Below are 25,817 nucleotides of genomic sequence, written 5' to 3'. Positions count from 1 at the left end.
GGCAGTTAATATAATATGATAAAAATAATACTCGTCGATGATCATCCATTATTTCGTGAAGGCATAGCGTCTCGTTTGAATATGCATGATGGTATAGAGGTGATCGCTGAGGCTGAAAACGGTAAGCAATTATTAACAAAATTAGAAGCGGCAACTCCTGATATTGTGATGATGGATATTAGTATGCCAGAAATTAACGGCATGGACGCGCTGGAAATTGTTAAAGAAAAATTCCCTGATGTGAGAGTTATTATGCTGAGCATGCATGATGATAAGGAATATATTGTGAGTGTGATTCGCTCCGGAGCTGAAGGGTATTTACTCAAAGATATATCCGGTGAAGAAATGATTGCTGCGATACAAAAAGTACACGAAGGCGGTAAGTATTTTAGTGGCGAGGTAGCACAAATATTAGTGCAAGAAGATACAACCGATGCAGGGGGTATATTGACTACACGTGAACAACTAATATTACGTTTAATTTCTCATGGTAATAATGATAAAACGATTGCTGCTCAGTTAGATATTAGCGCTCGTACGGTTGAAACGCATAAACGTAATATTAAGCAAAAGCTATTAATTGATACGACATCAGGCTTGGTACGTTATGCGATAGAACATCGCTTAGATCAGTGACGTGAGATTGGCTTTGCGCTATTCCCATATTTCTCGTAGTGGTTCACCAAAGTCATCGTAAATGATTTTCTTTTTAGGTCGAGATGGGGGTTTAGGCGTAGGTGCTACTTTGGCATTTTTTCTCTCATCAAGCGCTTTAATCTCATTAACGAGCAGTGTGCGTGTGTTTTTTTCTTGGTTGAGAGGGATACTATTGTTCAGGTTTGCTCCTAGTTCTTTGCCACTCGCGCCACGCTCAATATCCTGAATGGCTCCGCCTTTCGATAAAAACGCGCTAACTTCTTCCTCCAGCTCTTGCCGTATTTGATGTTTGGTCTTTATCTTATTCATACTCATCAATATAGCGCTTATGGGTGTAATGACAAGCGCTGGTTCGCGGAGTTAATCGCGAGAGTGCCTGATAGATTTAGTAACAGTTCTGTCAGCTCGTTCCAAGGATCGGCCGAGCGTAAACCTTTAATCGCTTTATCAATACCATTGGCTTGTCGCAGTAACACGCTAAGCTGTCGGTGATGCAGACGGTTGAGTGCTTGCTGTACAAGTGGTTGGCGTTTATCCCATACCCCTGCATTTTTTGCTGCCCATGAGGGGTTTTGACCGTTAGCGATAGCGCCAGAAATATTCATTAAGGTGCGAACCTCTCTCGCTAGCGCCCACAAAATAGTAATAGGTTCTGTACCTTCAGATTTTAGCCCATTGAGTGTACGTACAGCGCCGCGTGAATCGCCAAGTAGGGCTTTATCAACTAAGCCAAAGACATCATAGCGTGCGCTATCGGCAACCGTATTGGCAATTAATTCTGGTGACAACCATTCATCTTTTGAGAGTAGACGTAATTTCTCAATTTCTTGGTGTGCGGCTAATAAATTGCCTTCTATGCGTGTTGCTAATAACTCAATTGCTTGGCTATCGGCACGCAGCCCTACTTGCTGTAAACGCTGTTGTAGCCAGCGAGGCAGCTGTGCAGCACTGATGGGCCAAATAGGTATCCAATAACCTTGTTTTTCAATCTGCTTCACCCATTTAGAGCGTTGGGTGCCGCTATCAAGCTTTGGTGTGACGACGAGCAGCAAGTTGTCTTCGTTTGGGTGTGCTAAATATTCACAAATATGCTTGCTGCCTTCGGCGCCAGGTTTGCCGTTATCAATCCGTAGTTCAATAATTTTTTTATCATTAAACAGAGATAGACTATTGGCCGACGTGAGTAATTGCTGCCACTCGAACTGCTTATCGACATGATGGCGTTCTCGTTCGGTAAAACCAGCTTGTCGAGCGGCTTGTCGAATCGCATCACAGGCTTCTTGAACCAGTAATGTCTCGTCACCACTAACAAGGTAAACGGGCATGAGTTTACCTTGTAGATGGGTGTTAAGTTGGTCGCTTCGTAATTTAGCCATGCTGATAAATAGGCTATTCGTTCGCTGCTTTTTGACTAATAAAATTAACGCGACGCAGTATACGTTGAGACAACTGTCGAACGATTTCTTTGCGTAGTGCTTGCTCTTCTTTTTCTGAGCTATTAATCGCATTTTGGTCATACGTGTAATAGCGTGATAACTCTGCGTTAGACTTTTCTGCCAAGGGTTGCCCCAAGTTGTTCAGAATTTCGTAAGATACTGAAAACGTCAACTGGTACTGAATCGTTCGTAAACTATTGTCGACAGTAACGCTTCGGCGTTCATAAAACTCTTCGCCTAAAATTAATTGAATATCAGCATTGGCGATGTCTCCAAGACGCTGTTTTTGTGTAAGATTTTTCTGAATGGCTTCGTAAACTTGTCCATCACCGCCTTCCAAGTAAACCATTTGCTGGATGTCGAGTGATCCGCCACTGCCGCGTAAACGCCATCCACAAGCCGATACCATCGAACACAGAAGCGTTACGGATAGTAAAACTGCTATTTTTGTTGTTGTTGTTTTTTTCATCATTCTACGTTTACAACCCTATTACCATTGTCGGGAGTCTATAACATTTGCCGTTATCAGACAGTTTAATTAGCGACGATATTGACTAGTTTATTGGGTATGACAATCACTTTGCGTATGGTGTTGCCATCCGTAAATTTCTTAACGCTATCATTGTCCAAAGCTGCAGCTTCTAATGCTTCTTTTGATAAGCCGTTAGCAACATCAATTTTAGCGCGAACTTTTCCGTTCACTTGCAGCACAATGGTCACGCTGTTTTTCACGAGTGCGCTCTCATCAACGGCTGGCCAGGATTCATCAATAATGTTGTTGGTATAACCTAATGCTATCCATAATGAATGCGCAATATGCGGTGCAACAGGTGCGAGTAATTTAATCGCAGCCTCGATGGCTTCACGCTCTACGGCCAGTGTCGATGGTGATGTACGATCGGCATGTCGGCTCACCTCATTCATTAACTCCATAACCGCAGCAATAGCCGTATTGAACTGCTGACGAACGGCGTAATCATCGCTTACCTTCGCAATAGTCTCGTGTGTTTTACGGCGAAGGTCTTGCTGGGTTTGATTGAGGGTTTCCACGGATAAATCCGCTGGTGTGCCTGCGCCAATATGGCCGTGGACGATTTTCCATAAGCGACGTAAAAAACGGCTAGCACCTTCAACGCCGGAATCGCTCCACTCCAGCGTTTGTGTCGGTGGTGCAGCAAACATAGTAAACAGACGAACAGTGTCGGCGCCATAAGCGTCGACAGCGGTTTGTGGGTCTACCCCATTGTTTTTGGATTTTGACATTTTGGTGGTGCCACCAATCTCGACGCTTTCTCCTGTGGAGCTAAGCGTTGCAGAAATAGGTTTGCCTTTATCGTCTTTTTCTAAGGCAACATCGGCTGGATTAAACCAATCGGTACTGCCGTCAGCATTCTTACGATAATAGGTGTCGGCGAGCACCATGCCCTGACACAGTAGACTTTTGAAGGGCTCATCGCATGCGACTAAGCCTTCATCGCGCATTAGTTTGTGGAAAAAACGCGCGTACAATAAATGTAAAATTGCATGTTCGATACCTCCGACATATTGGTCGACAGGCAGCCAGTAATTTGCCTTATCAGGATCCAGCATGGCGTCGTTTAGGTTTGAGCAGGTATAGCGTGCGTAATACCACGAGGATTCCATAAAGGTATCAAAGGTATCGGTTTCATGTTCAACCGCCATGCCTTTATGTTCAGCTTTGCGCCATTCCTTATCCGTTTTAATCGGTGAATTGACGCCATCCATCACTACGTCTTCGGGTAGTAATACCGGTAGCTTTTCCATGGGTACGGGGATTTCACCGCCTTCAGGTAAATTAAACATCGGAATAGGCGTTCCCCAGTAACGTTGGCGAGAAACCCCCCAGTCACGTAGACGGAAATTGGTGGTGACTTTGCCTTTGCCCAATGTGGCTAGCTTATCTGCTATTGCATCAAACGCGGCTTGAAAGTCTAAGCCATCAAATTCACCCGAATTAATACAAATGCCTTTTTCGGTATAGGCGGCTTCATTGATGTCGACAGTGATCGTATTGTCGGCAGAGGTGATGACTTGTTTGATGGGTAATGCAAATTTCTTGGCAAATTCAAAGTCACGTTCATCGTGGGCCGGTACGGCCATGACCGCGCCTGAACCATAATCCATAAGTACGTAGTTGGCGACCCATACCGCGACATTTTCACCGGTAATCGGGTGGATAGCGGTTAAGCCGGTATCCATACCGCGCTTCTCAAGCGCAGACATGTCGGCTTCAGCCGTCGATTGTTTTTTACATTCAGCAATAAAGGTTTTTAATGCCGGATTGTTTTCTGCGAGTTCAATCGCTATAGGATGCTCGGCGGCGATACTGACATAGGTCACGCCCATCAGTGTGTCAGGGCGAGTGGTATAAACGTCGAGATTACTGACACCGGCAACAGGCGTGGGCATATCAAAGGTGATCTCTACGCCTTTGGATTTACCTATCCAATTGCGCTGCATAGTTTTTACTTGCTCAGGCCAATTGGGTAAGCCGTCGAGAGAAGACAGTAATTCGTCAGCATAATCGGTGATTTTGATAAACCATTGAGGTATTTCTTTACGCTCGACAGTGGCCCCAGAGCGCCAGCCTTTACCGTCGATGACCTGCTCATTGGCTAATACGGTTTGGTCAACCGGATCCCAGTTTACCGTCGCCATTTTTTTATACACTAGGCCTTTTTCATATAAACGGGTGAAAAACCATTGTTCCCATTTGTAGTAGCTCGGTTGGCAGGTGGCTAATTCACGGCTCCAGTCAAAACCAAAACCGAGTGAATTGAGCTGTTGTTTCATGTAGTTAACATTGCTGTATGTCCACTTTGCGGGTGCGGTATTGTTTTGAATAGCTGCATTTTCTGCCGGTAAACCGAATGCGTCCCACCCCATAGGGTGCAGAACGTTTTTACCTTGCATACGTTGAAAGCGAGAAATGACATCGGTAATAGTGTAGTTGCGTACATGCCCCATGTGGAGTTTGCCACTGGGGTAGGGGAACATGGCCAGACAATAGAACTTTTCTTTATCTGGATCTTCGGTGACTTCGAAGCACCGATTATCTTTCCAGTAAGTTTGCGCATTCGCTTCTATTGATTGTGGGTGATATTGTTCTTCCATTGTTGCAGGCGGCCTTATGTGTTGACGTTATTCGCTTGTTAGTGCGAAACAAAAATTTAATAGGCGATTATAGAGTGTCAGCCTCTTTATTGTCATACTTATTACACGATAAACTCGGCAGATTGTTAAAATGATACTGACTACCCTGATAAAAACCCTATTACTGCCACCCGCATTGCAATTGCTGATGATGATATGGGGGCTGCTATTGTCTCGTAGTGTTCGGCCACTATCACGCGCCGTGGCTTGGCTGTTGATTATTTTGGGTTTTCTCAGCCTTTGGGTACTTGCCTTGCCAGTAACCAGTGCATGGTTACATAAACCTTTAGAAGTCGGTTTTCCGGCTCATTCACCCTTAGATAAGCCGAATGGTGTTGAAGCGATTGTCGTATTAGGTGCGGGGCGTCATTATGGCGCATATGAGTACGCGGGTATTGATTATGCGGTGAGTTCGGAGGAGTCGCTTAAGGGTTTAAGTGCTACTGATACATTGAGCCATAGTGCATTATGGCGGCTTCGTTATGGTGCTTATTTGTCTAAGTTGTGGGGTCTACCTGTAATGGTGAGTGGCGGTAATGTTAGGCCGTTCGATCGTATTACCGAAGCAGAAATGGGGGTTCACTTTTTACGTAATGAGATGGGTGTCGCGGTGGCATGGCCGGAGAATCGTAGCCGTAACACATGGGAAAATGCACAGCGTAGCAGTGAGCTATTACGCGCTAAAAACATCACGCATATTGCGTTAGTCACACATGCTTACCATATGCCGCGGTCAGTTTACGCTTTTCAGCAAACGGGTATTAATGTGATGCCTATGCCTACCGGCCAGCAATCGCATATCGTCACTGCTTATTGGTTACATTGGTTGCCTTCTACGGAAGGGTTAAGACAAAGCTATTTGGCACTGCATGAATATCTTGGCTTATTGTTTTATCGTCTTAAGTCATAGGCGCCAACATAGGTAGCACTTCTTTTTCAGGCAATACGTATAATTGTGACGCAGTAGAATACAAGTGTTGCTGACAACTGAGCGCTCCGTCACGTTTTTGAATTTTCATTCAAAAATATTCATAAAACTGTTACTTAAATCAGGTAGAGTGCGCGCCATAGTAAGGAGGGCGTTAGTTCTTCTCAGAAGTATTCACCTGTTCGTTAGGTGGGTGTTGTAAGCAGTGAAGTAGAGAATAGGACATCATGGAATCGTCATCATACCCCTTTGAAGCCATACGAATACACAACCGATTAGATATGGAAATAGATATCGATCTTTGTTCTATTCATATTGAGGATGAACTGATTTTGGTTGTGCGGGCGAATGAGCGTTATCACCGTTCGACAATAGAAAAGAATATTGAGCATATCGCTTTTCAATTGAAGCAACGCTATGCGCCAACGAGTACTACCTTATCGATAGTTGAGTATGTCGATCGTCATATAAAAGCAGGGCAATCGCCCAAGTGGCGACAGTGGCGTTTTAAGTGGATAGGTAACTCGCCCATGAATGCGAACCATCATGGATTAAGCAAACCGATGGTTAATCATGTTCATCATGCGATGCTCAATAAACAAGAGATACTTCAACAGGCAAGTTAAGGCGTCATTTTTAGTGGGGGTTATCCCCCTATCATTGAGCGCCATCGGCACAATGGCAATACCGCAATCGCTGATAATGCGATTAACAGGCTGAGTATCAGCCCATTCCTCCAAATCATAAAAGGCGTGTTGCCAGTCATTGGGGTGATATATCCTTCTAAGTGATCCATGACAAACTGATCACTTTTCTGAGTCACCTTACCCTTTGTATTAATAATGGCACTGACACCATTATTCGTTCCGCGAATGACATAACGGCCAATCTCAATCGCGCGCATTCTGGCCATCTGAAAATGCTGTAATGGGCCGATTGAATCACCAAACCACGCATCGTTACTGATGGTTAGCAGCGCGTGGCTGCTAGCTGCTTGCTGAGCGACAAGTGCTGGGTAGGCTATTTCATAGCAAATAGCATTGGCAAGTAAGTGCTCACCAATGCGTAAAGGCTCTTGCTGGTTGCTTCCCTGCGTAATGACAGAAAAGGGAAGATCAAAAAATTCGATAAGTCCACGTAGCCATGATTCTAACGGCACATACTCACCAAAGGGCACTAAGCGTTGTTTATGGTAAATGCCGTCACTGTCACCAATGCCTATTACGCTATTAAAATACTGTTGCCCTTTGTGTACATTGCTGGTGGTAATGGGCTTTTCATATAAGACACCGCTAATGACCGTGCTGCCTGATTGTTGGGCGCGATGTTTGGTTTCGTTGATAAAGTCGGTAGCGTATTGGTAAGGGGCGGGGATCGCGGCCTCTGACCAGATAATCCAATCTTTGCCCCACAGTGGTTTACTCAGTTCTCGAAGCCGCTCTCTAATGGTCTCTTGATAATCAGGTGACCAGCGTAAATGTTGTGGGATATTAGGTTGTACAAGCCCTACGCTGACGTTATTAGGTAGGGCTGTTGTCCATGAAATAAGAGATAAGGGATATCCGGCGATCCATAACGCAGCAACCAATCCAATGGTGGGATAGAGTATTTTTGTGCGCACTTTATTTGGTAAGTTGCTATGACGTTGGTCTCGCGCCCATAAGGCAAGCATGGCTAATAAGCTACTGCTAAGCACCGAGAAAAAGCTGATGAGTAAGACCCCGCCAATAGGTGCCCAACCACTCAATAGTGTATCGGTATGGCTGTAACCCAAAAAAAGCCACGGGAAACCCGTAAAGACCCAAGTACGTAACCACTCACTTAGTACCCAAAGTACAGGAAATCCAATAAGTAGGCGTAGTGTCGGTTTGCAATAGCGGAGCAAATAAAAGGGCAGTGCAAAAACATAAGCAACAAAAGCAATAAAAAGACTGGTCATTAGGATGGCAAGAAACCAGCCTGTTGAGCCAAAATAGTAAATGCTCACATAGACCCAAGAGACCCCCGTGCCGAAGTAACCTAAGCCAAAGGCGAGCGCTAATAGTAAAGAAAGTTTAGCGGTGGGTGCGCGACTTAATAAGGCACCCAAAATGGCCAGTGATAATAGGCTAACCGGCCATAAGTGGAAGGGAGCAAAGCTAAGGGGAGTGATGGCACCCGCGAATAAGCAGAGTAATAGGGAAAAATAGGTGCTGTGTGAAGTATGGTTTCGCATCGCGTTATGAATATGGCCTAGGTAGCGTTATTGAGCGATGCCATAAAAAAAAGAGGCCTATACAGCCTCTTCGATGTCATCGTCATTGGTAGCTGTATTAATCGACACGCGAATGAGGTGTACTTGTCGTGTGTCAGAATACAATACTCTGAAGGTAAATTGATCAATAACCGTACTTTCATTTCTTTGGGGTAAATGCCCGAAGTTTTTCATTAACAAGCCGCCAATCGTATCAAAGGCTTCTTCGTTAAGACCTGCAGAGAAGTGCTCGTTAAACTCGTCAATAGGGGTGAGTGCTTTAACAATAAAGTCGCCGCCCCCAATTTCTCGAATATAAAGGTCATCGTGCTCATCATCGGTTTCATCACTAATTTCACCGACAATTTCTTCAAGAATATCTTCAATGGTAATTAGACCCGATATTCCGCCGTATTCGTCGATGACGAGCGCCATATGATAACGATTTTCTCTAAACTCTCGCAGTAGTACATTAAGGCGCTTGCTTTCGGGGATGATGGTTGCTTGACGAATAATGGATTCTAGTTGAAACCCTTCATGGCCTTTAAGAACCAGAGGCAGAAGATCTTTCGCTAGCAAAATGCCGCGAATATCATCAAGGTTTTCACCAACAACAGGAAAGCGAGAGTGTCCAGAATCGATAATTTTTGATAGGAAGGCTTCATTCGAGTCGTCAATATTAACGGTGACCATTTGTTTGCGAGGAATCATGATCTCTCGCACTTGCTGGCCTGAAACTTCGAGTGCGCCTTGAATAATCTCCAAGGCTTCTTGATCTAGTAGCTTGTTAGACGCAGCGTCTTTAATAATGTCAAGCAGCTCTTCTTGAGACTGGGGTTCACCAGAAAAAGCACTGAGTAGCTTATCGAGCCACGATTTATCCGACTGGCTACTGGGAGGTTCATCGTTCATAGTATTAGGTTCAAAATTACGGCCGGTCATGGTATGAGAAAGTCGGTGGGTGAGTCAATTTTTTCTTTACCTGTCGTACCGGTGGGGTGTCGTTATGTTGAACGTGGCGACAGGTATGTTCTTGAAGGGCATGTGTATATTTAGGTATATGGGCATGCAATACCCAGCGTTGAGAGTATGTCAGTTTCGATGGATTCCATCAGTATCGCATCTGGCTCTTCTATATGATCATAACCCAATAGATGTAACGTGCCATGTATCACCATGTGTGCCCAATGATCATCCGCCGCTTTATGTTGATCGATAGCTTCTTGTTGGACCACTGGTACGCAAATAATTAAATCGCCGAGCAAAGGTAAATCGACAATGTCAGGCAGATCCGCAGGAAAAGACAGCACATTGGTAGGCTTATCTTTTTGTCGGTAGTCGCGATTTAATGTTCGGCTTTCATCGTGATCCACCAAGCGAATACTCAACTCTGCTTGCTGTAAAGAAGGTTGAGAGACTACAACGTCATTGATTACATGGGGGTGAGATAAGGTGTGGTTTACCCATACGTTAAGCTGTTCGTCACTGGGTAGTGAGAAGGGCGCGGGTGACGATGAGCTCAGCGCGGCAGTTATCTCCTCACTGAGCTGTCGGTCAACAATCGCCGCAATAGGATTATTAATTGTGGAGTTCATCGTGTGAGAGCCATTATCAAAATTCGCTTTTTATGACGAAGCGTTCGATTCATCGAACTTGTCATAGGCATCGACAATACGCTGTACCAGAGGATGTCTCACCACATCTTTAGAGGTGAAATAGGTAAAGCTAATACCGTTGACGTTTTCTAACACGCCGCAGGCATGCTTTAAGCCTGACTGCTGGCCTCTAGGTAAATCAATTTGGCTAGGGTCACCATTAATAACCGCCGTTGAGCCAAAACCGATGCGAGTTAAAAACATTTTCATTTGTTCGCGCGTGGTGTTTTGGCTTTCGTCCAAAATAATAAAAGCATTATTAAGTGTGCGTCCTCGCATATAAGCGAGCGGTGCCACTTCGATAATATTGCGCTCAATTAATTTATCGACAATTTCAAATCCCATCATTTCGTAAAGCGCATCAAATAAAGGGCGAAGGTAAGGGTCGACTTTTTGCGATAAATCGCCGGGTAAAAAGCCGAGTTTTTCTCCGGCTTCAACGGCGGGGCGTACCAGTAAAATGCGTTCTATTTCATCGTTGAGTAAGGCTTGTACGGCACAAGCAACGGCCAGATAAGTTTTACCTGTGCCCGCAGGGCCAACCCCGAAATTAATATCGTTCGTCAGTACCGCTCTCACATAAGATTGTTGATTGCGCCCACGGGGTTTAATCGACATTTTTTTAGTGCGAATCATGGTGAGGCTTTCGTTATCCACCTCATTGTTATCACTATTTGCAGTTTGCTCAGAATGATCTGTATCGGATGCATCAGTGCCAGAATAAAACTGCTGAATGGTCAGGTGTACATGATCGGGTGTGATCTCGGTGCCTTTACGAATGTCATCAAACAAACTGCGCAGAATTTGTGTGGCAATAGCGCCCACTTCTTTGTGTCCATCAATCGAAAATTGTTCACCACGATGTAGTAAGCGAATCGATAAGCGTTGTTCAATTTGCTGGATATGTTGGTCAAATTGACCGCATAGCGCAGCAATATCTTGTGCTGATGCGCCTTCTAGCGTGATCACTTTTTGATAATTATCAGACGCATTTTTTGCATGCGTCTGTGGTGTGTTGTGCGACTTTTTTGAAGGGGGTGATAAAGACAAAAGAGGTTAGCTCTCCGTAGTAGAGGATAGGGGTTGTTGTTCTTGTGATAGGTGCTTCGATAGATTTTTTTGGCCTAAATTACCATCGATTTCGTTACCGACCATCACGCCACGCAACGAGTGAGGTAGCGCTTCTTGTATGTCGATATCAACAAACTTGCCAATCAGTTCGGCTCTATCACAGCGAAAGTTAACAATACGGTTGTTTTCGGTACGCCCCGATAATTGGCCGGGGTCTTTTTTGGCGTAGCCGCTCACTAATACACGTTCAACATTGCCGACCATTTTGCGGCTAATATCAAAGGCTTGTTGAGTGATTCGATCTTGCAAGATGCGCAAACGTTGCTTCTTAACGTCTTCAGGTGTGTCATCCGGTAAATCTGATGCAGGTGTACCGGGACGAGCGCTATAAATAAAGCTAAACGAGGTATCAAAATGCATATCTCGAATCAGGTTCATTGTGTTTTCAAAATCTTGATCAGTCTCGCCAGGAAAGCCGATGATAAAGTCGGATGAAAAGCTAATGTCAGGGCGAATACGCTTTAGCGCACGTAATTTAGACTTGTATTCAAGCACGGTATGGCCGCGTTTCATAGCCATCAAAATACGATCCGAGCCGCTTTGTACGGGCAAGTGAATATGGCTGACCAGCTCCGGTATTTCACCATACGCTTGAACCAAACTGTCTGAAAACTCTACAGGATGTGAGGTGGTGTAGCGAATACGGTCAATGCCGTCGATAGTCGCGACATAGCCGATGAGTTCTGCAAGATCAACGGTATGTCCGTCATCGGCATCTGCACGATAAGCGTTCACATTTTGCCCTAATAGATTGACTTCGCGCACGCCTTGTTGAGCAAGATGCGCTACTTCGATTAATACGTCGTTCACTGGGCGGCTCACTTCTTCGCCACGTGTGTAAGGGACGACACAAAAACTGCAGTACTTAGAACAGCCTTCCATAATAGAGACAAATGCCGACACACCATCAGCTTCGGGCTGAGGTAAATTGTCGAATTTTTCAATTTCAGGAAAGCTAATGTCAACAATGACCACGCCATTATCACGTGGCGTCTCGATCATTTCGGGTAAGCGGTGCAATGTTTGTGGGCCAAAAATTAAATCCACAAAGGGTGCGCGTTTCGCAATATCGCCACCTTCTTGGCTGGCCACGCAGCCGCCCACACCAATCACCACATTTGGGTTTTTCTCTTTCAGCTTTTTCCAGCGCCCTAATTGATGAAACAGCTTCTCTTGTGCTTTTTCACGAATAGAGCAGGTGTTTACCAACACCACATCGGCTTCTTCAGGGTCATCGGTTTCTACCATGCCGTGGCTCTCACCTAGGAGGTCTTTCATGCGTGATGAATCGTATTCGTTCATCTGACAGCCATGGGTTTTGATGTAGAGTTTCTTGGCTGGTGCGTCTACCGTTACGGAATCTTGAGGAGCTGAATCTTGCGACATAATTGATAGCTATTTAATAAGTGGCTGGGTTTGTGATGCTATTAGCATCGGGATTGGCTGCTAATTGATCAAAAAAGGGAGCGATTATAGAGCTTATGGCGGTGATGTGCTAGCTGTTATGAATTGTCGAATAAGAGTGCAAGGTATATACATAGGTGTCTTCACTGCTATCTCATCTATTCAACACACGCCGTGAATACGTCCATGTGGATGATGGCTTTGCCTAATGACTGGAATTCCATTATTGAAAAGTTAACGGTATAGCAGTGAGGTGTCTTATACGTATTATTTTGATGGGGCTTGCAATAGCTCTGTCGGCAAATGCCCTGTTAGCCCTTCGATCTGTTCGATGAGCTGGCGGTTTTTATCGGCCAGTTTGCCACTGCCCATACACGGGACTCGACACGCATCGGTCTCATAGTTCATTTCCTCAAAAGTAGAGGCAAAGGTATTATCTTGCATGTGTTCGCTGTAGGGGCGTGATGCAATGGAGAGCGCCGCGATACTCAGCGGGTTGTTTTGGCGACTAAAACGGGTAAACCCCTGATAAGCAAAATGTTCTTCAATATATCGATTGCTGTGCGCTATTAATGCATCCATTAGTGCATAAAGCAGGGCGCCGGGTGATAAGCTATCAAGAACGAGACTAGCCTGAAAGGTGTAGAACCTGACAGCTCCATCTTTCGCATTATTTAGCGTTATATCGTGTTGGTTTTCAGGCGGTTGTAATCGAATGTCGACGATGATATTGCGTGGCCGAGCGAGTATGTCATCAATGACAAACGTGCAGTTTTTAAAGGTAACTCGCGATAAAAATGCGTGAATGTCGTCGCTATTGTCGTGGTGTATTTCTTGGTCGATTAAATCGGCATTATGTGCCATTAATGGTAAATCGTGGTGGCTGCTAAAGAGCGCGCTTGTCTTATTGCTGTTGGTTTCTTTAACGGTTAAAAATTCTCGTGCTTCGTGCTCCCACACTTTTTTCACGGCTAAAAACGCCGTTTGAATAATTTCTGACGTGGGGGTTGTCGGTTCAATTCGCCACTTGCGCCCATAGACAATTTTCTTAGGCAGCTCACCACCGCTGCGATCGTAATTTTCTTCGCCAATAATACCCACTTGAATATAACATCCACGCTCATCTTCGTCGGCGAAAATAGGGGTAAGATCAAGTGAATGAATATCGTGAATGATCGATTGAATAGAGTCGATCGTGTGGTGATAGTGTAGGTAATGTTGAGGAATGGCCGTATTGCCATTGGGTAGTTCAACCGTGGGAGCGTATGGCATGGCGGTTTCGCCATCGGCCAGAGGCTGTTGTTGGCTATAGCGTTTGTCCATATTAGCAGACATATTTACGGTAGCGTGGACATCGCTGGTATGCGATGTCGGTATAGAATAATGCTCAGACAGCGAGCAGTTTTTGTTTGGTAATATCGTGTATGTCGATGCGTCTACGGCGTTAGAAAATCGTGTTTTGGTCTGCGTCTGTGCCATAAAATCCATACCTTGTTTGTACGGTCTGTTTTGAACGATGTGTGTCTTGGTCTGGGCAGGTAAGTCGTCGTTGGTAAGCGACTATCATTGCCCAGTTGTGTCTGTTGATTGTTTTACGATACGTGTGTCGAGGTGGTTTTTATTATTAATGACTGAAGATGGATTTACTGGCGACGATAATACGTTGTTGCCCAAAAATACCCTAAGCCAATGAGTAATCCCCACATAATCGAGTTTAAGCCCAATAAAGTAATATCCGATAATCCCAGTACTAATGTTATCAACGCCGCTTCTTGGTATGGCGTGTCGCTGAATGCTGTTTTCATACACATTAATAATGTGCCCAGTAAGGCCAAGCCCGCAAGCATTGCCATTAACGCCTGTGGTAGTGCTAAAAATAAAGTGACTACGGCGGCAGCCCAGCATCCGGCGATTAAGTAAAATAACCCTGCCCACATTGCCGCTTTATAGCGCTGGTTTTTATCGGCATCAACTTGTTCATTCATGCAAACCGCGGCTGAAATTGCAGCCAAATTTAAGCTGAATCCACCCAATGGAGCCAACAACATATTAGTGGCTCCCGTACCAATTAATACTGGTTTGATAGGGGCGGGGTAGCCGTAACTTTTTAGCATGGCGATACCCGGTAAATTTTGCGACAACATCGCAATAAGATATAACGGAATACTGACATTAATGATGGTTGATAGGTTCCATTCCGGCATAACGCTCGTCCACTGCAAGGGTGAAATGTCGATGTTGTTAATGGATTGTCCGCTTAGCACAGCATAGGCAATGCCAACGACGAGTAATGCCGACATCGTTAACGAGGGAAAGAAACGTTTACACAAAACAAAGGTCGCAAATAGCACTGCAAACAGCAGGGTGTCATCCATAAGCGGCATAAATGCTTTGATGCAAAACGGCAGCACAATCGCCCCTAGCATTGCGGTAGCTAGGGGGCTGGGTATGCGAGCAATTAAGGTGCTTAATGGGCGAATTAATCCGGTAAGCACAACAAGTAAACCAGTCATGATAAATGCACCGGTTAGTTCGCTGAGTGTGTGATCAGCCGCAATGCCAATCAGCATGGCCGCTCCCGGTGTCGACCATGCGGTCAGCAATGGGAGCTTATAACAATAGGATAAAACAATCGTCGATAGCCCCATCGCAAACCCTAAGGCGGTTAACCAGCTAATAATCTGTTCTGCGTTAGCGCCAGAGGCCGTTGCCGCTTGAATCACAATGGCAACTGAGCTGGTATAGCCAATCATGACTGTGGCTAAACCAGCAGATAAGTGAGGTAATGTGGATGAGAGCTTGCTAAGTCGTCGAGACAATATAGGTTCCGCTTTGCGTTATTATGGTGGCCTTGTCTTTATAACACGTAAACAAAATAAATACGGGTAATGACCAAAGATAAGGAACCCTTGAATAAGCTAGAGAAAAACCACGCATGATTTGTTCAGAGGTTCCACAAGGAAGTCGATAGACTGCAGTGGCTGGATTTCGGATAAACAAAAGTATCTGCTGTAATGACTCAGTTTTGATGTGTATGCCTATTACCTGTGCTTGTAATGGGCATATAAACGAATACTATACTGGTGTTTTTACTTGCAGCTGTAAGTAATTTTCAATGCCGATGGTTTCGATTAGATTGAGCTGAGTTTCTAGCCAATCCACATGCTCTTCCTCGTTATCGAGAATTTCACTAAACAAATCACGACTAACATAATCTTTAATACTTTCAGAATAAGCTACTGCCTCGCGTAATAGAGGGATGGCTTGGTGCTCTAACTTTAGATCGCATTGCAGCATTTCTAATGTATGTTCTCCAATATAGAGACGGCCTAAGTCTTGTAAATTGGGTAGCCCTTCTAAAAACAGAATGCGCTCAGTAAGTTTGTCGGCGTGTTTCATCTCATCAATAGATTCGTGGTATTCATAATCACCGAGAACATCAAAGCCCCAGTCTTTATACATTTTGGCGTGTAAAAAATATTGATTGATAGCAACAAGTTCATTGCCTAAAGCCTTATTTAAAAACTCGATAACTTTTGGATCGCCTTTCATAACCTTCTCCGGTTGAAGTGTGAGAGTATTCTGGCCAGTTCTACGCAAAAGTCAACAATATGGATGTAAGTTATTGATTTTATTTAATAAAAGTTAATGCTAATAATTTCGTTTTAGCTTTTTATTGTGAGTTGTAAACTATCACTGCTGTTCCGTTAACGTTTCAATAGCGGAATTCCAGCTATTAGGCGAAGCTATCGCCTGCATGGACGTATTCACGGCGTGCTTTGAATGGTGGTTGGAAATCCATATCTCCACGTTGGCTGGTGGTGGATTAGCGAGATAATTCGGCGGGGAAGAATAATGCCGAAGAGAGCGCTGTTAGAGGGTTTGTTGTATGGTTTTGTAGCGCTTGTTGCTCAAGCGCATCGTTAACGACTGCTCGGGCATCAGGTAGGCATTTGCAGCACTGAGTGGCAACCCCTAGCTCTTTACGAACGTCGTGTAGGCTGGCTGCGCCATCAGCGATGGATTGTCTGATTTGCGTGTCGGTGATGTTTTTACAAAGGCAAACGAACATAGCAGTCTGAGTTGATTTGTTGTGATAATGAGAGGTTTATTTTGTTGCAAATAATAATCGATGTCAATTGCATTTGCGTTAATTACTTAGATGCTTTGATTATAACGCCAGCCGCGTTTACTGGTTCGATGCTTTTGACTGCTCCGGTGTCGGATATTCTTTCGCTTCAGCGGGGGTATTGGCTGGTTGAATCAACGCCCACAATTTTTTCTTGTGCGTTTAATTGATAAATGGTTTCAGTAATCAAGCTGCCAGAGACGGCTATTCGTTTGTTTTGCCAGTGAGGGTCTTGATGAGGGTGCAAAACGCCGAATCCATCAGACGAAAGGCATCATAGAGAATCTATTGATTTCTGTCAGCGCTATTGAGAATTGTTATCATTTAAGGTGGTTGGAGAACGGCTAATGCAATGATGACTTATATTTAATGCGTCGATGCGACGTATGTGGGTAACCTGACTTTCGTGCAATGGTGTTTAACCCATAGCCTCATTTAAATATTTTATAAAATTACGTTTAGCTTTATGACGTGTGCGTAACTCTTCCTCAATCAATGCGAAAGCATTTTTATGGGCTTGGTTTTGTAAGCTTTTTTTACACTCTACTAAAAAAGTAATGCCCTGTTTGTAGGCATCGTTATTGCCTTGTCGTATATGCATGTCAACTAAGCGTTGATAAAGGGGTAGAGTGATGGTGGGTTGTTTGTGGAAGCTCTTAATGACTGCATGTAATGCACGCTCATTCACCTTATATGTATTTACCACGGTTAATGCACTATCTGGTTTATTTTCATGTAGATATAATTGAATAAGATGATCTAGCTTGTAATGCATAAAATATTGCTGGTCTGGTTTTTCAATGGCAGCATGTAAAGTGTCGAACACCTTGTCACGCCATTTTTTATGTTCACCGCATTGCTCGGCTAGATCCAGTAGTTTGTCGTAGTGCTTCACGTTGGGTGATGTTTGATAAATTTCCCATTGTTTTTTGAGTGCGGATGGGGTGTCGCCTTTATGTAAATATAATTTGAGTTCTACTTGCTCTAGGCTAGTGTTACCCCCACGCTGATTGTGCGGGTAAGGTGATTTCTTTTGCCACTGTTTAGCTTTGCTTAACCACGCATCCACTTGTGGCCATAAGTCTAATTCGATTAGGCGTTCGCATAGTTTGATGCAATCTGTTGTGCAGGTAACGGTTTTTTCTAGAATGGCTATTTCAGTCGTCGTGTTGTTGTTTGCCTTAGCATGAGCGATAAGTAGATCTGATAAGCGTAAATAAGGGTACTTTTTGTCCCAGTCTGAGTGGGCTGGCAATGGAGGCAATGCATCCCAAATAGTTTGCTTATGCTGAATATATAAATGTAGACCTTGTTCGCCCAACAAATCTAGATACGCATCGGGTATGGCAGGGTACGATTCACTATAAGCAGACTCCTCTAGAGATTCTAAGTAACGGACTAGCTGCTCACTACTCCAATCTGTTCTCGCTAGTGTCTCAATATGTAGAGCCTGTAAGGCCTCTTCAATATCAAGGCGAAAACCGCCAGAGTCATCAATGGTCTACAACGCTTTTTCTAAACGCTGTAAGCTGTAATCGACCAATGCTAGCGCCTTATCGACTTCAAGGTTGGGAGCTTGTTGTACCAATAGTTCTATCGTCGGCTCGGCTTGAGCAAAATAGCTGCGCACCTGCGGGTAACGATAATAATGACGGTTGTAAGGTAAAGCGGCAGTAATACGTTTTTTGATGGCCTTAGCATCGATTTTGTTGAGTGCTAAGTCAGCACGTAACGACCATTGCTCACGGAGTACCCGATCATTCTTAATGAGCGCAATAAGTTCGTCTTGCAAGTGTGGCTTGTCTAATTTATTCAAATAGGCTTCTATTCGTTGTAAAGGTTTGCCACTTTCTAGCTGTTTTTGTTCTGTCTGTTCTTGTCGATAAGCGAGTGCTACAGCCACACAGTGTTTACAAAAATCAATGCCTTCAGAGGCAGGACAGTCACAGCTACCATCGAAGTGCGTAGTGGTATGGTGTAACGTTACTGTGTAGGTTTGACTGCCTTCAACTAGCCCGTTGATCTTCGTGCCTTTTTTATTCCACTCAATGACCGCGTCAGAGGCAAAATAATCTTTTCCTCGTGTAAACGCGCCTTTTCCCGCTAGGGCAATTAATTGTTTGTCAGTAATCATGGTTGTTGTCTTATTCGAATAAAAGCAACGCTATAGCAATATAGACGTTTTACTCTTTTCAGGCTTGATTGAGATTGTTATTTGGTCGCTCCATCTTTAGATAGGGTATTCAGTATTATATGATTGCATATTAACGTATTTGTTTATTGCTGTCTGTGCAGTATCAGGTATTGTAGTAGACGATTTTTTACTTTTTGAACGGTATTATTTTTATTCAATTTTTAGGATATTTATCATGAAAACTCAAACGATTTTAGACACCATCGGCAATACACCCCACATAAAAATCCAGCGCTTATTTGATGATGCCGCATCGGTATGGATTAAAAGCGAGCGCTCAAACCCCGGCGGTTCTATTAAAGATCGTATCGCCTTGGCGATGATCGAGGCGGCAGAAAAAGACGGCTCGCTTACACCCGGTTCAACGATTATCGAACCGACATCGGGTAATACGGGTGTCGGCTTGGCGATGGTTGCGGCGGTGAAGGGGTACAAGTTAGTGCTAGTGATGCCAGAAAGCATGTCGATTGAGCGCCGCCGTTTGATGTTGGCTTATGGCGCAACGTTTGAGCTTACGCCAAAAGAAAAAGGCATGAGCGGTGCGATTGCGAAAGCGCAAGAATTATTAGCAGCAACACCAAACGCGTGGATGCCGCAGCAATTTGATAACCCTGCTAACGTTGACGTGCATGTTAAGCATACCGCTCAAGAAATTTTAGCGGACTTCCCCGATGGTCTCGACGCGATTGTGACCGGCGTTGGTACCGGCGGACATATTACCGGCTGCGCTAAAGTTCTCAAAGAACAGTGGCCCAACCTTAAAGTATTCGCGGTCGAGCCCGCCGCATCGCCAGTGATATCCGGTGGTGATCCTAGCCCTCATCCAATTCAGGGCATTGGTGCAGGCTTTATTCCTAAAAACCTAGACGTTGATTTACTCGATGGCGTGATCAAAGTAGAGGCTGAAGATGCCAAAGAGATGGCACGCCGCTGTGCGACCGAAGAAGGTTTGCTTGTGGGTATTTCATCGGGCGCGACGCTTGCGGCAATTAATCAAGTCATCCCTTCATTAGATGCAGGCGCGACGGTGCTAGGTTTTAACTACGATACTGGTGAGCGTTATCTGTCTATCGACGGTTTTTTACCTGAAGAAGGCTAAACCATTTTTCATAAATAAGTTATCTAACTTCCTTAGTTTTTAGCATTAAAAAAGAGCGCGTATTGATGAATACAGCGCTCTTTTTTTAATCAACCGTTACTACGACTTTTCCCATAGCTTTTTAATGACTACGTGCATCATGCTTTTTGACTATTTCATCAATGACTGAAACTAATGCATTATTTTTAGAGTCATCTAGTGCGTCGGGATGTGGTTGAGACCAGTGTCCTATATCGTTATCAAAATATTGCCCTTTAATATTGGAAAATTCATCGTCTAGTGCGGCACGTACTAAAATATCTGCGCCAATACTTAAGTCTTTACCATCTGATCCGTAGGCCTCTTTTACCATTTTACTGCCTAAAAACGAGGCAGGATTAACGGCCATGAGTGAAGGTGCATTGTCACCCAGTGATTTCGCGAGTTGATACGTCCACATGGTTATCGCTAATTTACTCTGAGCATAGGCTTCGCTATCGTTAAGTAATGTTTGCCCTTTAAGTGCCTCAAGGTTCACAGGCGCTTGTGCGGCAGATGAAAGATTAATCACACGCCCTTGTCGCTTTAATAGGGGTAATAATTGTTGTGTCAATAAATAAGGTGCAATGGTATTGACCATAAAACGGATATCGAAACCCTCATCAGTGATGGGCTGAGGGGTTTTAAATACACCCGCATTATTGATAAGTACATCAATAATGGAATGCTCTTTTTTTATTGCCAAAGCTAATTGTCTAACGGCGGATAGATTCGATAAATCAGCTTGAAACATATCAATGCTCGCGTTTGAATTTAACGCTAATAATGTCTTTTTAATACTATCTAATTTCGTTTCGCTACGACCGTGCAATAACAAGGTGTGGCCTTGAGCCGATAATGTTTTTGCCGTTTCTAAACCAATACCGTCAGTGGCACCGGTCAGTAGAATAGTTTTTTTCATGGTTTCATCCTGTGTGGTTTTGATCAAGACGAGCAACTGTAATGCGACACACCACCGGCATTAAAAAATGTCTTTGGTTTGAGTCGATAATATTTCTCTTCTATTGCCGATGTTTGTTCTTCATAGGGGTGGCTTAAGACTTCTTGTAGTTCTTGAATGAGTTGATAGTTACCTTGCATGGCTTGTTGATACGCTGGAACAATTAGCCACTCTCGCCATGTGTATTTGGGGTTGGTTTGTTTCATCTTGGTGGAAACCGCCTCGACATTACTATTGCGCATAATGTGTTCATGCCATTGGTTTAGCCAAGCTTGCCATTGTTCATCTAGTTGTGCTGAAGTTGTAACATAAAAGCTCTTTTTCAATGCTGATACATCACTAGGGATATGTGATAACTCGCGAAAAAATATCGTGTAATCAACTTCGGAGCGCGCCATAAGTGTTATTAGTTGTTTCATTAGCTGCGCGTTGTATTCGGTTAACCCCAGTTTGCTTGCCCACATATTGTTGATGGCGTCTTGCATCACCTCTGCAAACTCACGGCGTATTTGATCGAGCGTTTCAGTAGCTGCTGTGTTGTCTGCCAGCAATGGCCGCACGGCAGACCAAAACATGTGGTAATTGGCTTCTGCGGCCATCGGCTGATTAAAAAAGGAGAAATGTTCACCACCGCCTGTCCACGGTTGAAATTCAGGATCAAAAATTTCACAAAAACCAAAGGGGCCATAGTCTAAGGTAAAGCCACCCGCAGCACAGTTGTCACTATTAAAATTACCTTGGCAGTAACCCACGCGTATCCAATTGGCAACTAACGCGACTAAGCGCTGACGAAACTGTGTGGCTAGCGCAATAATTTGTTCGTCAAAGGCGAGGCTTTGGTCAATCTCTTGTGCATATTCTCGTTCAATCAGGTGCGCCACGATCAGTTTTAACTCGGTGAACGCTTCGGTATGTGACGGGTTTTGAGGTGAAAGGTTTTGAGGTGATTGCTTTCGAGTGCGACGGGCAAATAATTCTAATTGCCCCACACGTAAAAAAGAGGGCGCAACGCGCGTAGTAATCGCGACCGGATTTTCCATCAGTATGTCGGGGTCAGAGGAGCGAGAGTCTTCTGAATACCACGGACGAGTCACCGTTTCGGATTGAGAGACATATAAAGTTAATGAGCGAGACGTCGGCACACCCAATGCATGCATATACTCTTGTGCTAAAAATTCGCGCACACTGGAGCGCAGTACCGCGCGCCCATCAGCACCTCGGCAGTAGGGCGTTGGGCCGCCGCCCTTTAATTGCATTTCCCAGCGTTGGCCGTTGAAAACTCCTTCAAATATTGAAATAGCTCGACCATCACCATAGCCATTACCCGTACCAAATGGGCACTGTTGATTATACTCCGTGCCATAAATCGACAAGGCATAACCCGTCGCCCAGCCAAATGCTCGCATCGGTGCTTGCGCCGCCGATATATCGCCAGAGAACAGTTGTTGAAAAGATTCGTTGAATGCCAGTTTATCGCTTAGCCCCAGCTCTTTAAACAAGCTACGGCTGTGGCTAACATATTCTGGTTGAGCCAAAGGTGTTGGCTTTACTGGTACATAATGGCCAGAAAATACTTGGCGAGCACGATAATTCTCACCATCCTCCGTCGCCTCTGGATCACAGCGGAGCGTATTCATCAGAGAATAATCAACCGCCTGGGTAAAGTCATTAAAAGTGTTGATTGTGGATGTTGTAGAAGGTTTAGAAGAGGGCATAGGCAACGTAAAAAGAATGAATGGTTTATCCCCCTAGTATACGAGTTTTTATTAGGGCAAGCTCATATCACTCGATTTAATTTTTCACAGAGTTCGCTACTGCGGGGCTGACATTGTGCCGAATAACTTTTTCTCAATATTTAAGCCATGAACGCTGAGTGTAATAATCATATACTGTGGAAAGTAATAGTGGCACGATTATCTACATTAAGATAACAGTAGAGCGAATGTAAAGTTGAACCCCCTCGTACTGTTCTGGTCAACCCAAGCAGGACACTTTTATTTCAGACAGTTCATAGTTAACCGGTGACATATCGTTGTTGCTCGCATGTAGCCGATCATTGTTGTAGTAGCGGATATAATCCGCCACATCTTTTTTCATGTGGTCACGCGTAGGTTGATCCACTTTAAAAATCCAGTCATGTTTAAGGCTCCCGAAGAATCTCTCAATCACCGCATTATCCCAGCAAGCACCCGTACTCCCCATAGAGGCACTTATTCCATAACCTTTCAGCAGTTTGCGGTAATGCTTACTGGTATACTGTGAACCACGGTCACTATGAAACACCCACCCCTTAGGTGGCTGTCTTAAGTGAATCGCTTTGATCATGGCTCGACTCACTAATGCTTGTGTCATACCCTTATCTATCGCCCAGTCAACGATTCTCCGAGAGTATAAGCCAACCACTGCGAGATACATCCAACCCTCTCTCGTTCTTAAATAGGTAATATCACCCGCCCAGACTTCGTTAATGCCAACAGGATTAAACTGTTGATTGAGCAAGTTAACCGCAACGCTATCGCTGTATTTACGCTTCGTGGTGACCTTATATTTGACTCGCTGCTGTACTTTTAAGCCTAATTTTCGCATCAATGTGCGGGTGACATAACGACCAACAACAAAACCTTCTCCACGTAAACTCTTCGACAACGTTCGACTGCCCAAGCTATTACGACTTGCCTTAAATAAGGCTTTTGCACGACGATAAAGGTCTAATTCTTGAGCTGTAATCAGTTTGGCGGGGCGTTTTTTCCATACATAATACGCTGAACTGCTGAACTGCTGAACTGCTGAACTGCTGAACTGCTGAACTGCTGAACTGCTGAACTGCTGAACTGCTGAACTGCTGAACTGCTGAACTGCTGAACTGCTGAACTGCATGACTCGACACAGTAACCTCACAGGATAAGTACATGACTGCTGTCGTATAAATCTGTATCTCACTTCAGTTCTTTCGTGAAGAAGGCACTCGCCTCTACGTGCCCTTGGGGTATTTTTAAAATGTCTTTTTCCATTCGCAGCTCTTTGTTTTCTTTGCGCAAGCGCTTGAGTTCTTCACGCTCATCGATTGATAAGGCTTCTCCTGATTTTTCAGCTTCAAGCTTATAAGGTTGATTACTTTTCAAAAGCAAACTACAATTTGATTTATATATAAACCTATATGTATTTTATTGACTTATTTGTGAATCAAAAGTATGCCAAAATCAGTGACGCGTTCATATTCTCGCTATACCGAAGAAGCCATCACGCTTCTCTCGGGCCTCATTCGTGCAGCCAGATTAGGGCGTAAGTTAAGCGCCCAAGAGGTGGCTGAGCGCGTGGGTATCTCCAGAAGCATGCTTCAGAGAATTGAGAAAGGCGATCTGAAATGTGAGATCGGTGCGGTGTTTGAAGTGGCGACTATCCTCGGGGTGAATCTGTTCAATGCTGAGCCGTCTTCATTTACCCTTGCAAAACATATGAAAGAAACCGAAGAGAAACTCGCTCTGCTCCCTAAAAAGGCTCGTAAACGTGCAAGGGTAGTTGATGATGACTTCTAAGAATCAATACAAGGAGGGATATGTCTGGATATGGCTGCCGGGAGAAGTACATCCTGTTGTTGCTGGAAAACTTGAAGTCGATGGCGAGGCACTTTTATTTAACTACGGTAAAAGTTACTTGGAACGTATCAAGGATACATCGCTAGCTATCCCCATCTACGAGCCTGAGTTGCCATTAAAAACTGGGGTGCTTCCTAATCTGGATGGGTTGACTATGCCAGGGTGTATTCGTGATAGTGCCCCCGATGCTTGGGGGCGGCGAGTGATTATTAATAAAAAACTCGGTCTAAAAGGCGCTAACACCGATACGGCCACACTTGATGAGCTCACCTACCTTTTAGAGTCCGGATCAGATCGGATTGGTGCATTAGACTTTCAGCAATCCCCCACTGACTATATACCGCGTTTGGCCAAAAACGTCAGCATGGATGAGTTGGTGCAATCTGCGGAGCGCGTTGAGAGGGGAGAGCCGCTCACTCCGGAATTAGATCAGGCGCTCTACCATGGTAGTTCGATTGGCGGCGCGCGCCCTAAAGCGTTAATTGAAGAGGGAGGCACAAAATATATTGCTAAATTTTCTGCTACCAACGATTTATACAGCGTGGTGAAGGCTGAGTTTATAGCAATGCGTCTGGCAAAATTAGTCGGTATCAATGTCGCCTCAGTGAAAATGGTAAAAGCGGCCAATAAAGATGTTGTGCTCATTGAACGCTTTGATAGGGGATATAATGGCAAGGGCTGGACACGAAGGCCTATGGTCTCAGCCCTCACCCTATTTGGCCTCGATGATATGATGGCGCGCTACGCTAGCTATGAAACTCTAGCTGAAATTATTCGTCATCGATTCGTTGAACCTAAAGATACACTCAGAGAGCTGTTCTCACGTTTAGTGTTCAATATCCTATGTGGTAATACTGACGATCACGCCCGAAACCATGCTGCGTTTTGGGATGGCAAACATTTAAGTCTGACACCGGCCTATGATATCTGCCCCCAGGGGCGAGCGGGTAATGAGGCTGGGCAAGCTATGCGTATTATCGGAGAAAATAATTTAAGCCAGCTCAAAACATGTTTGTCTGCCGCGCAACGTTTTTTACTCAGTAAAGATCAAGCCTCTATAATCTTTGAGCATCAAAAATCTATTATTGAGCAATACTGGGCATCCACATGTGATGAGGCTGAGTTGAATGGCGTTGATCGTAAATTACTTTGGCAGCGGCAATTTTTAAATCCGTTTTCTGTAGAATTATAACTATGCTTCT

The 25,817-nt window shown here is 44.4% G+C and carries 24 protein-coding genes and 2 pseudogenes; 6 read left to right on the top strand and 20 right to left on the bottom strand.

The annotated features are described in order from the left end of the window. Nucleotides 1–15 precede the first annotated feature (15 nt). Complete coding sequence (locus ACZ5O6_RS09900; RefSeq protein ID WP_447091352.1) at nt 16–636, top strand: response regulator; 621 nt, start codon at nt 16–18, stop codon at nt 634–636. Nucleotides 637–654: 18 nt separating this feature from the next. On the opposite strand, the gene ACZ5O6_RS09895 is transcribed toward ACZ5O6_RS09900, so the two are convergent. From ACZ5O6_RS09895 to leuS, 4 genes are all read right to left on the bottom strand, one after another. Next, on the bottom strand, nt 655–966 hold the full coding sequence (locus tag ACZ5O6_RS09895) for a hypothetical protein (RefSeq protein WP_447091353.1): 312 nt from the start codon (nt 964–966) through the stop codon (nt 655–657). Nucleotides 967–983: 17 nt separating this feature from the next. Then, complete coding sequence (gene holA, locus ACZ5O6_RS09890; protein WP_447091354.1) at nt 984–2,033, bottom strand: DNA polymerase III subunit delta; 1,050 nt, start codon at nt 2,031–2,033, stop codon at nt 984–986. Between the two features lie 13 nt (nt 2,034–2,046). After that, nucleotides 2,047–2,565 carry an LPS-assembly lipoprotein LptE gene (locus ACZ5O6_RS09885; RefSeq protein WP_447091355.1) on the bottom strand — a complete coding sequence of 173 codons (519 nt, stop codon included), beginning with the start codon at nt 2,563–2,565 and terminating at the stop codon, nt 2,047–2,049. A 62-nt stretch (nt 2,566–2,627) separates the two neighbouring features. Continuing rightward, nucleotides 2,628–5,228 carry a leucine--tRNA ligase gene (gene leuS / locus ACZ5O6_RS09880; RefSeq protein WP_447091356.1) on the bottom strand — a complete coding sequence of 867 codons (2,601 nt, stop codon included), beginning with the start codon at nt 5,226–5,228 and terminating at the stop codon, nt 2,628–2,630. A 130-nt stretch (nt 5,229–5,358) separates the two neighbouring features. Between leuS and ACZ5O6_RS09875 the strand changes: the two genes are divergently transcribed. Both ACZ5O6_RS09875 and ACZ5O6_RS09870 read left to right on the top strand, forming a co-directional pair. Beyond that, nucleotides 5,359–6,177: a YdcF family protein gene (locus ACZ5O6_RS09875; protein ID WP_447091357.1), complete on the top strand. Its 819-nt coding sequence runs from the start codon at nt 5,359–5,361 to the stop codon at nt 6,175–6,177. A gap of 245 nt (nt 6,178–6,422) precedes the next feature. Beyond that, entirely contained in the window at nt 6,423–6,821 is a 399-nt protein-coding gene (locus ACZ5O6_RS09870; protein WP_447091358.1) for a hypothetical protein, read from the top strand. A 20-nt stretch (nt 6,822–6,841) separates the two neighbouring features. Here ACZ5O6_RS09870 and lnt read toward each other — a convergent pair whose 3' ends face one another. The 12 genes from lnt to ACZ5O6_RS09810 form a co-directional block, all read right to left on the bottom strand. Then, nucleotides 6,842–8,410 carry an apolipoprotein N-acyltransferase gene (gene lnt, locus ACZ5O6_RS09865; RefSeq protein ID WP_447091359.1) on the bottom strand — a complete coding sequence of 523 codons (1,569 nt, stop codon included), beginning with the start codon at nt 8,408–8,410 and terminating at the stop codon, nt 6,842–6,844. Nucleotides 8,411–8,467: 57 nt separating this feature from the next. After that, entirely contained in the window at nt 8,468–9,340 is an 873-nt protein-coding gene (locus ACZ5O6_RS09860; protein ID WP_447091360.1) for an HlyC/CorC family transporter, read from the bottom strand. 140 nt (nt 9,341–9,480) lie between these two features. Continuing rightward, a complete protein-coding gene (gene ybeY / locus ACZ5O6_RS09855; protein WP_447091361.1) occupies nt 9,481–10,023 on the bottom strand; it encodes an rRNA maturation RNase YbeY in 543 nt (180 codons plus the stop codon). Between the two features lie 30 nt (nt 10,024–10,053). After that, nucleotides 10,054–11,133 (bottom strand): PhoH family protein, encoded by a 1,080-nt coding sequence (locus ACZ5O6_RS09850; protein WP_447091362.1) that lies wholly within the window; start codon nt 11,131–11,133, stop codon nt 10,054–10,056. Between the two features lie 6 nt (nt 11,134–11,139). Continuing rightward, the gene (gene miaB, locus ACZ5O6_RS09845) at nt 11,140–12,600 is read right to left on the bottom strand and encodes a tRNA (N6-isopentenyl adenosine(37)-C2)-methylthiotransferase MiaB (RefSeq protein ID WP_447091363.1); all 1,461 of its coding nucleotides are present in this window, start codon (nt 12,598–12,600) and stop codon (nt 11,140–11,142) included. 285 nt (nt 12,601–12,885) lie between these two features. Then, nucleotides 12,886–14,097 (bottom strand): hypothetical protein, encoded by a 1,212-nt coding sequence (locus tag ACZ5O6_RS09840; RefSeq protein ID WP_447091364.1) that lies wholly within the window; start codon nt 14,095–14,097, stop codon nt 12,886–12,888. Nucleotides 14,098–14,261: 164 nt separating this feature from the next. Next, nucleotides 14,262–15,437, bottom strand: coding sequence for a benzoate/H(+) symporter BenE family transporter (locus tag ACZ5O6_RS09835; RefSeq protein ID WP_447091365.1), 1,176 nt, complete (start codon nt 15,435–15,437; stop codon nt 14,262–14,264). A 256-nt stretch (nt 15,438–15,693) separates the two neighbouring features. Then, nucleotides 15,694–16,170, bottom strand: coding sequence for a bacterioferritin (gene bfr, locus ACZ5O6_RS09830; protein WP_447091366.1), 477 nt, complete (start codon nt 16,168–16,170; stop codon nt 15,694–15,696). 274 nt (nt 16,171–16,444) lie between these two features. Continuing rightward, nucleotides 16,445–16,690 carry a bacterioferritin-associated ferredoxin gene (locus tag ACZ5O6_RS09825; protein WP_447091367.1) on the bottom strand — a complete coding sequence of 82 codons (246 nt, stop codon included), beginning with the start codon at nt 16,688–16,690 and terminating at the stop codon, nt 16,445–16,447. A gap of 166 nt (nt 16,691–16,856) precedes the next feature. Continuing rightward, nucleotides 16,857–16,994 (bottom strand): hypothetical protein, encoded by a 138-nt coding sequence (locus tag ACZ5O6_RS09820; RefSeq protein WP_447091368.1) that lies wholly within the window; start codon nt 16,992–16,994, stop codon nt 16,857–16,859. A 171-nt stretch (nt 16,995–17,165) separates the two neighbouring features. Next, a complete protein-coding gene (locus ACZ5O6_RS09815; RefSeq protein ID WP_447091369.1) occupies nt 17,166–18,071 on the bottom strand; it encodes a hypothetical protein in 906 nt (301 codons plus the stop codon). Between the two features lie 177 nt (nt 18,072–18,248). After that, a complete protein-coding gene (locus ACZ5O6_RS09810; protein ID WP_447091370.1) occupies nt 18,249–18,881 on the bottom strand; it encodes an SWIM zinc finger family protein in 633 nt (210 codons plus the stop codon). 235 nt (nt 18,882–19,116) lie between these two features. On the opposite strand from ACZ5O6_RS09810, the gene cysK reads away from it, so the two are divergent. After that, nucleotides 19,117–20,040, top strand: coding sequence for a cysteine synthase A (gene cysK / locus ACZ5O6_RS09805; protein WP_447091371.1), 924 nt, complete (start codon nt 19,117–19,119; stop codon nt 20,038–20,040). Between the two features lie 121 nt (nt 20,041–20,161). On the opposite strand, the gene ACZ5O6_RS09800 is transcribed toward cysK, so the two are convergent. The 4 genes and pseudogenes from ACZ5O6_RS09800 to ACZ5O6_RS09785 all read right to left on the bottom strand — a co-directional run. Continuing rightward, nucleotides 20,162–20,980: an SDR family NAD(P)-dependent oxidoreductase gene (locus ACZ5O6_RS09800; protein WP_447091372.1), complete on the bottom strand. Its 819-nt coding sequence runs from the start codon at nt 20,978–20,980 to the stop codon at nt 20,162–20,164. A gap of 23 nt (nt 20,981–21,003) precedes the next feature. Next, nucleotides 21,004–22,734, bottom strand: a complete 1,731-nt coding sequence (locus ACZ5O6_RS09795) for a protein adenylyltransferase SelO (RefSeq protein WP_447091373.1) — start codon at nt 22,732–22,734, stop codon at nt 21,004–21,006. A gap of 259 nt (nt 22,735–22,993) precedes the next feature. After that, nucleotides 22,994–23,791: pseudogene (locus tag ACZ5O6_RS09790) on the bottom strand (IS3 family transposase); the annotation flags it as partial. A gap of 102 nt (nt 23,792–23,893) precedes the next feature. After that, a pseudogene (locus ACZ5O6_RS09785) lies at nt 23,894–24,066 on the bottom strand (IS3 family transposase); the annotation flags it as partial. Between the two features lie 144 nt (nt 24,067–24,210). On the opposite strand from ACZ5O6_RS09785, the gene ACZ5O6_RS09780 reads away from it, so the two are divergent. Together ACZ5O6_RS09780 and ACZ5O6_RS09775 are read left to right on the top strand one after the other, a co-directional pair. After that, nucleotides 24,211–24,555, top strand: coding sequence for a helix-turn-helix domain-containing protein (locus tag ACZ5O6_RS09780; RefSeq protein WP_447091374.1), 345 nt, complete (start codon nt 24,211–24,213; stop codon nt 24,553–24,555). Next, nucleotides 24,542–25,807 carry a type II toxin-antitoxin system HipA family toxin gene (locus ACZ5O6_RS09775; RefSeq protein ID WP_447091375.1) on the top strand — a complete coding sequence of 422 codons (1,266 nt, stop codon included), beginning with the start codon at nt 24,542–24,544 and terminating at the stop codon, nt 25,805–25,807. Before ACZ5O6_RS09780 ends, ACZ5O6_RS09775 begins: the two co-directional genes overlap by 14 nt. Nucleotides 25,808–25,817 lie beyond the last annotated feature (10 nt).

This window comes from Eionea flava, from assembly GCF_055393785.1.
Note: the sequence above shows the minus strand (reverse complement) of the source record. Positions and strands in the feature narration are given on the sequence as shown.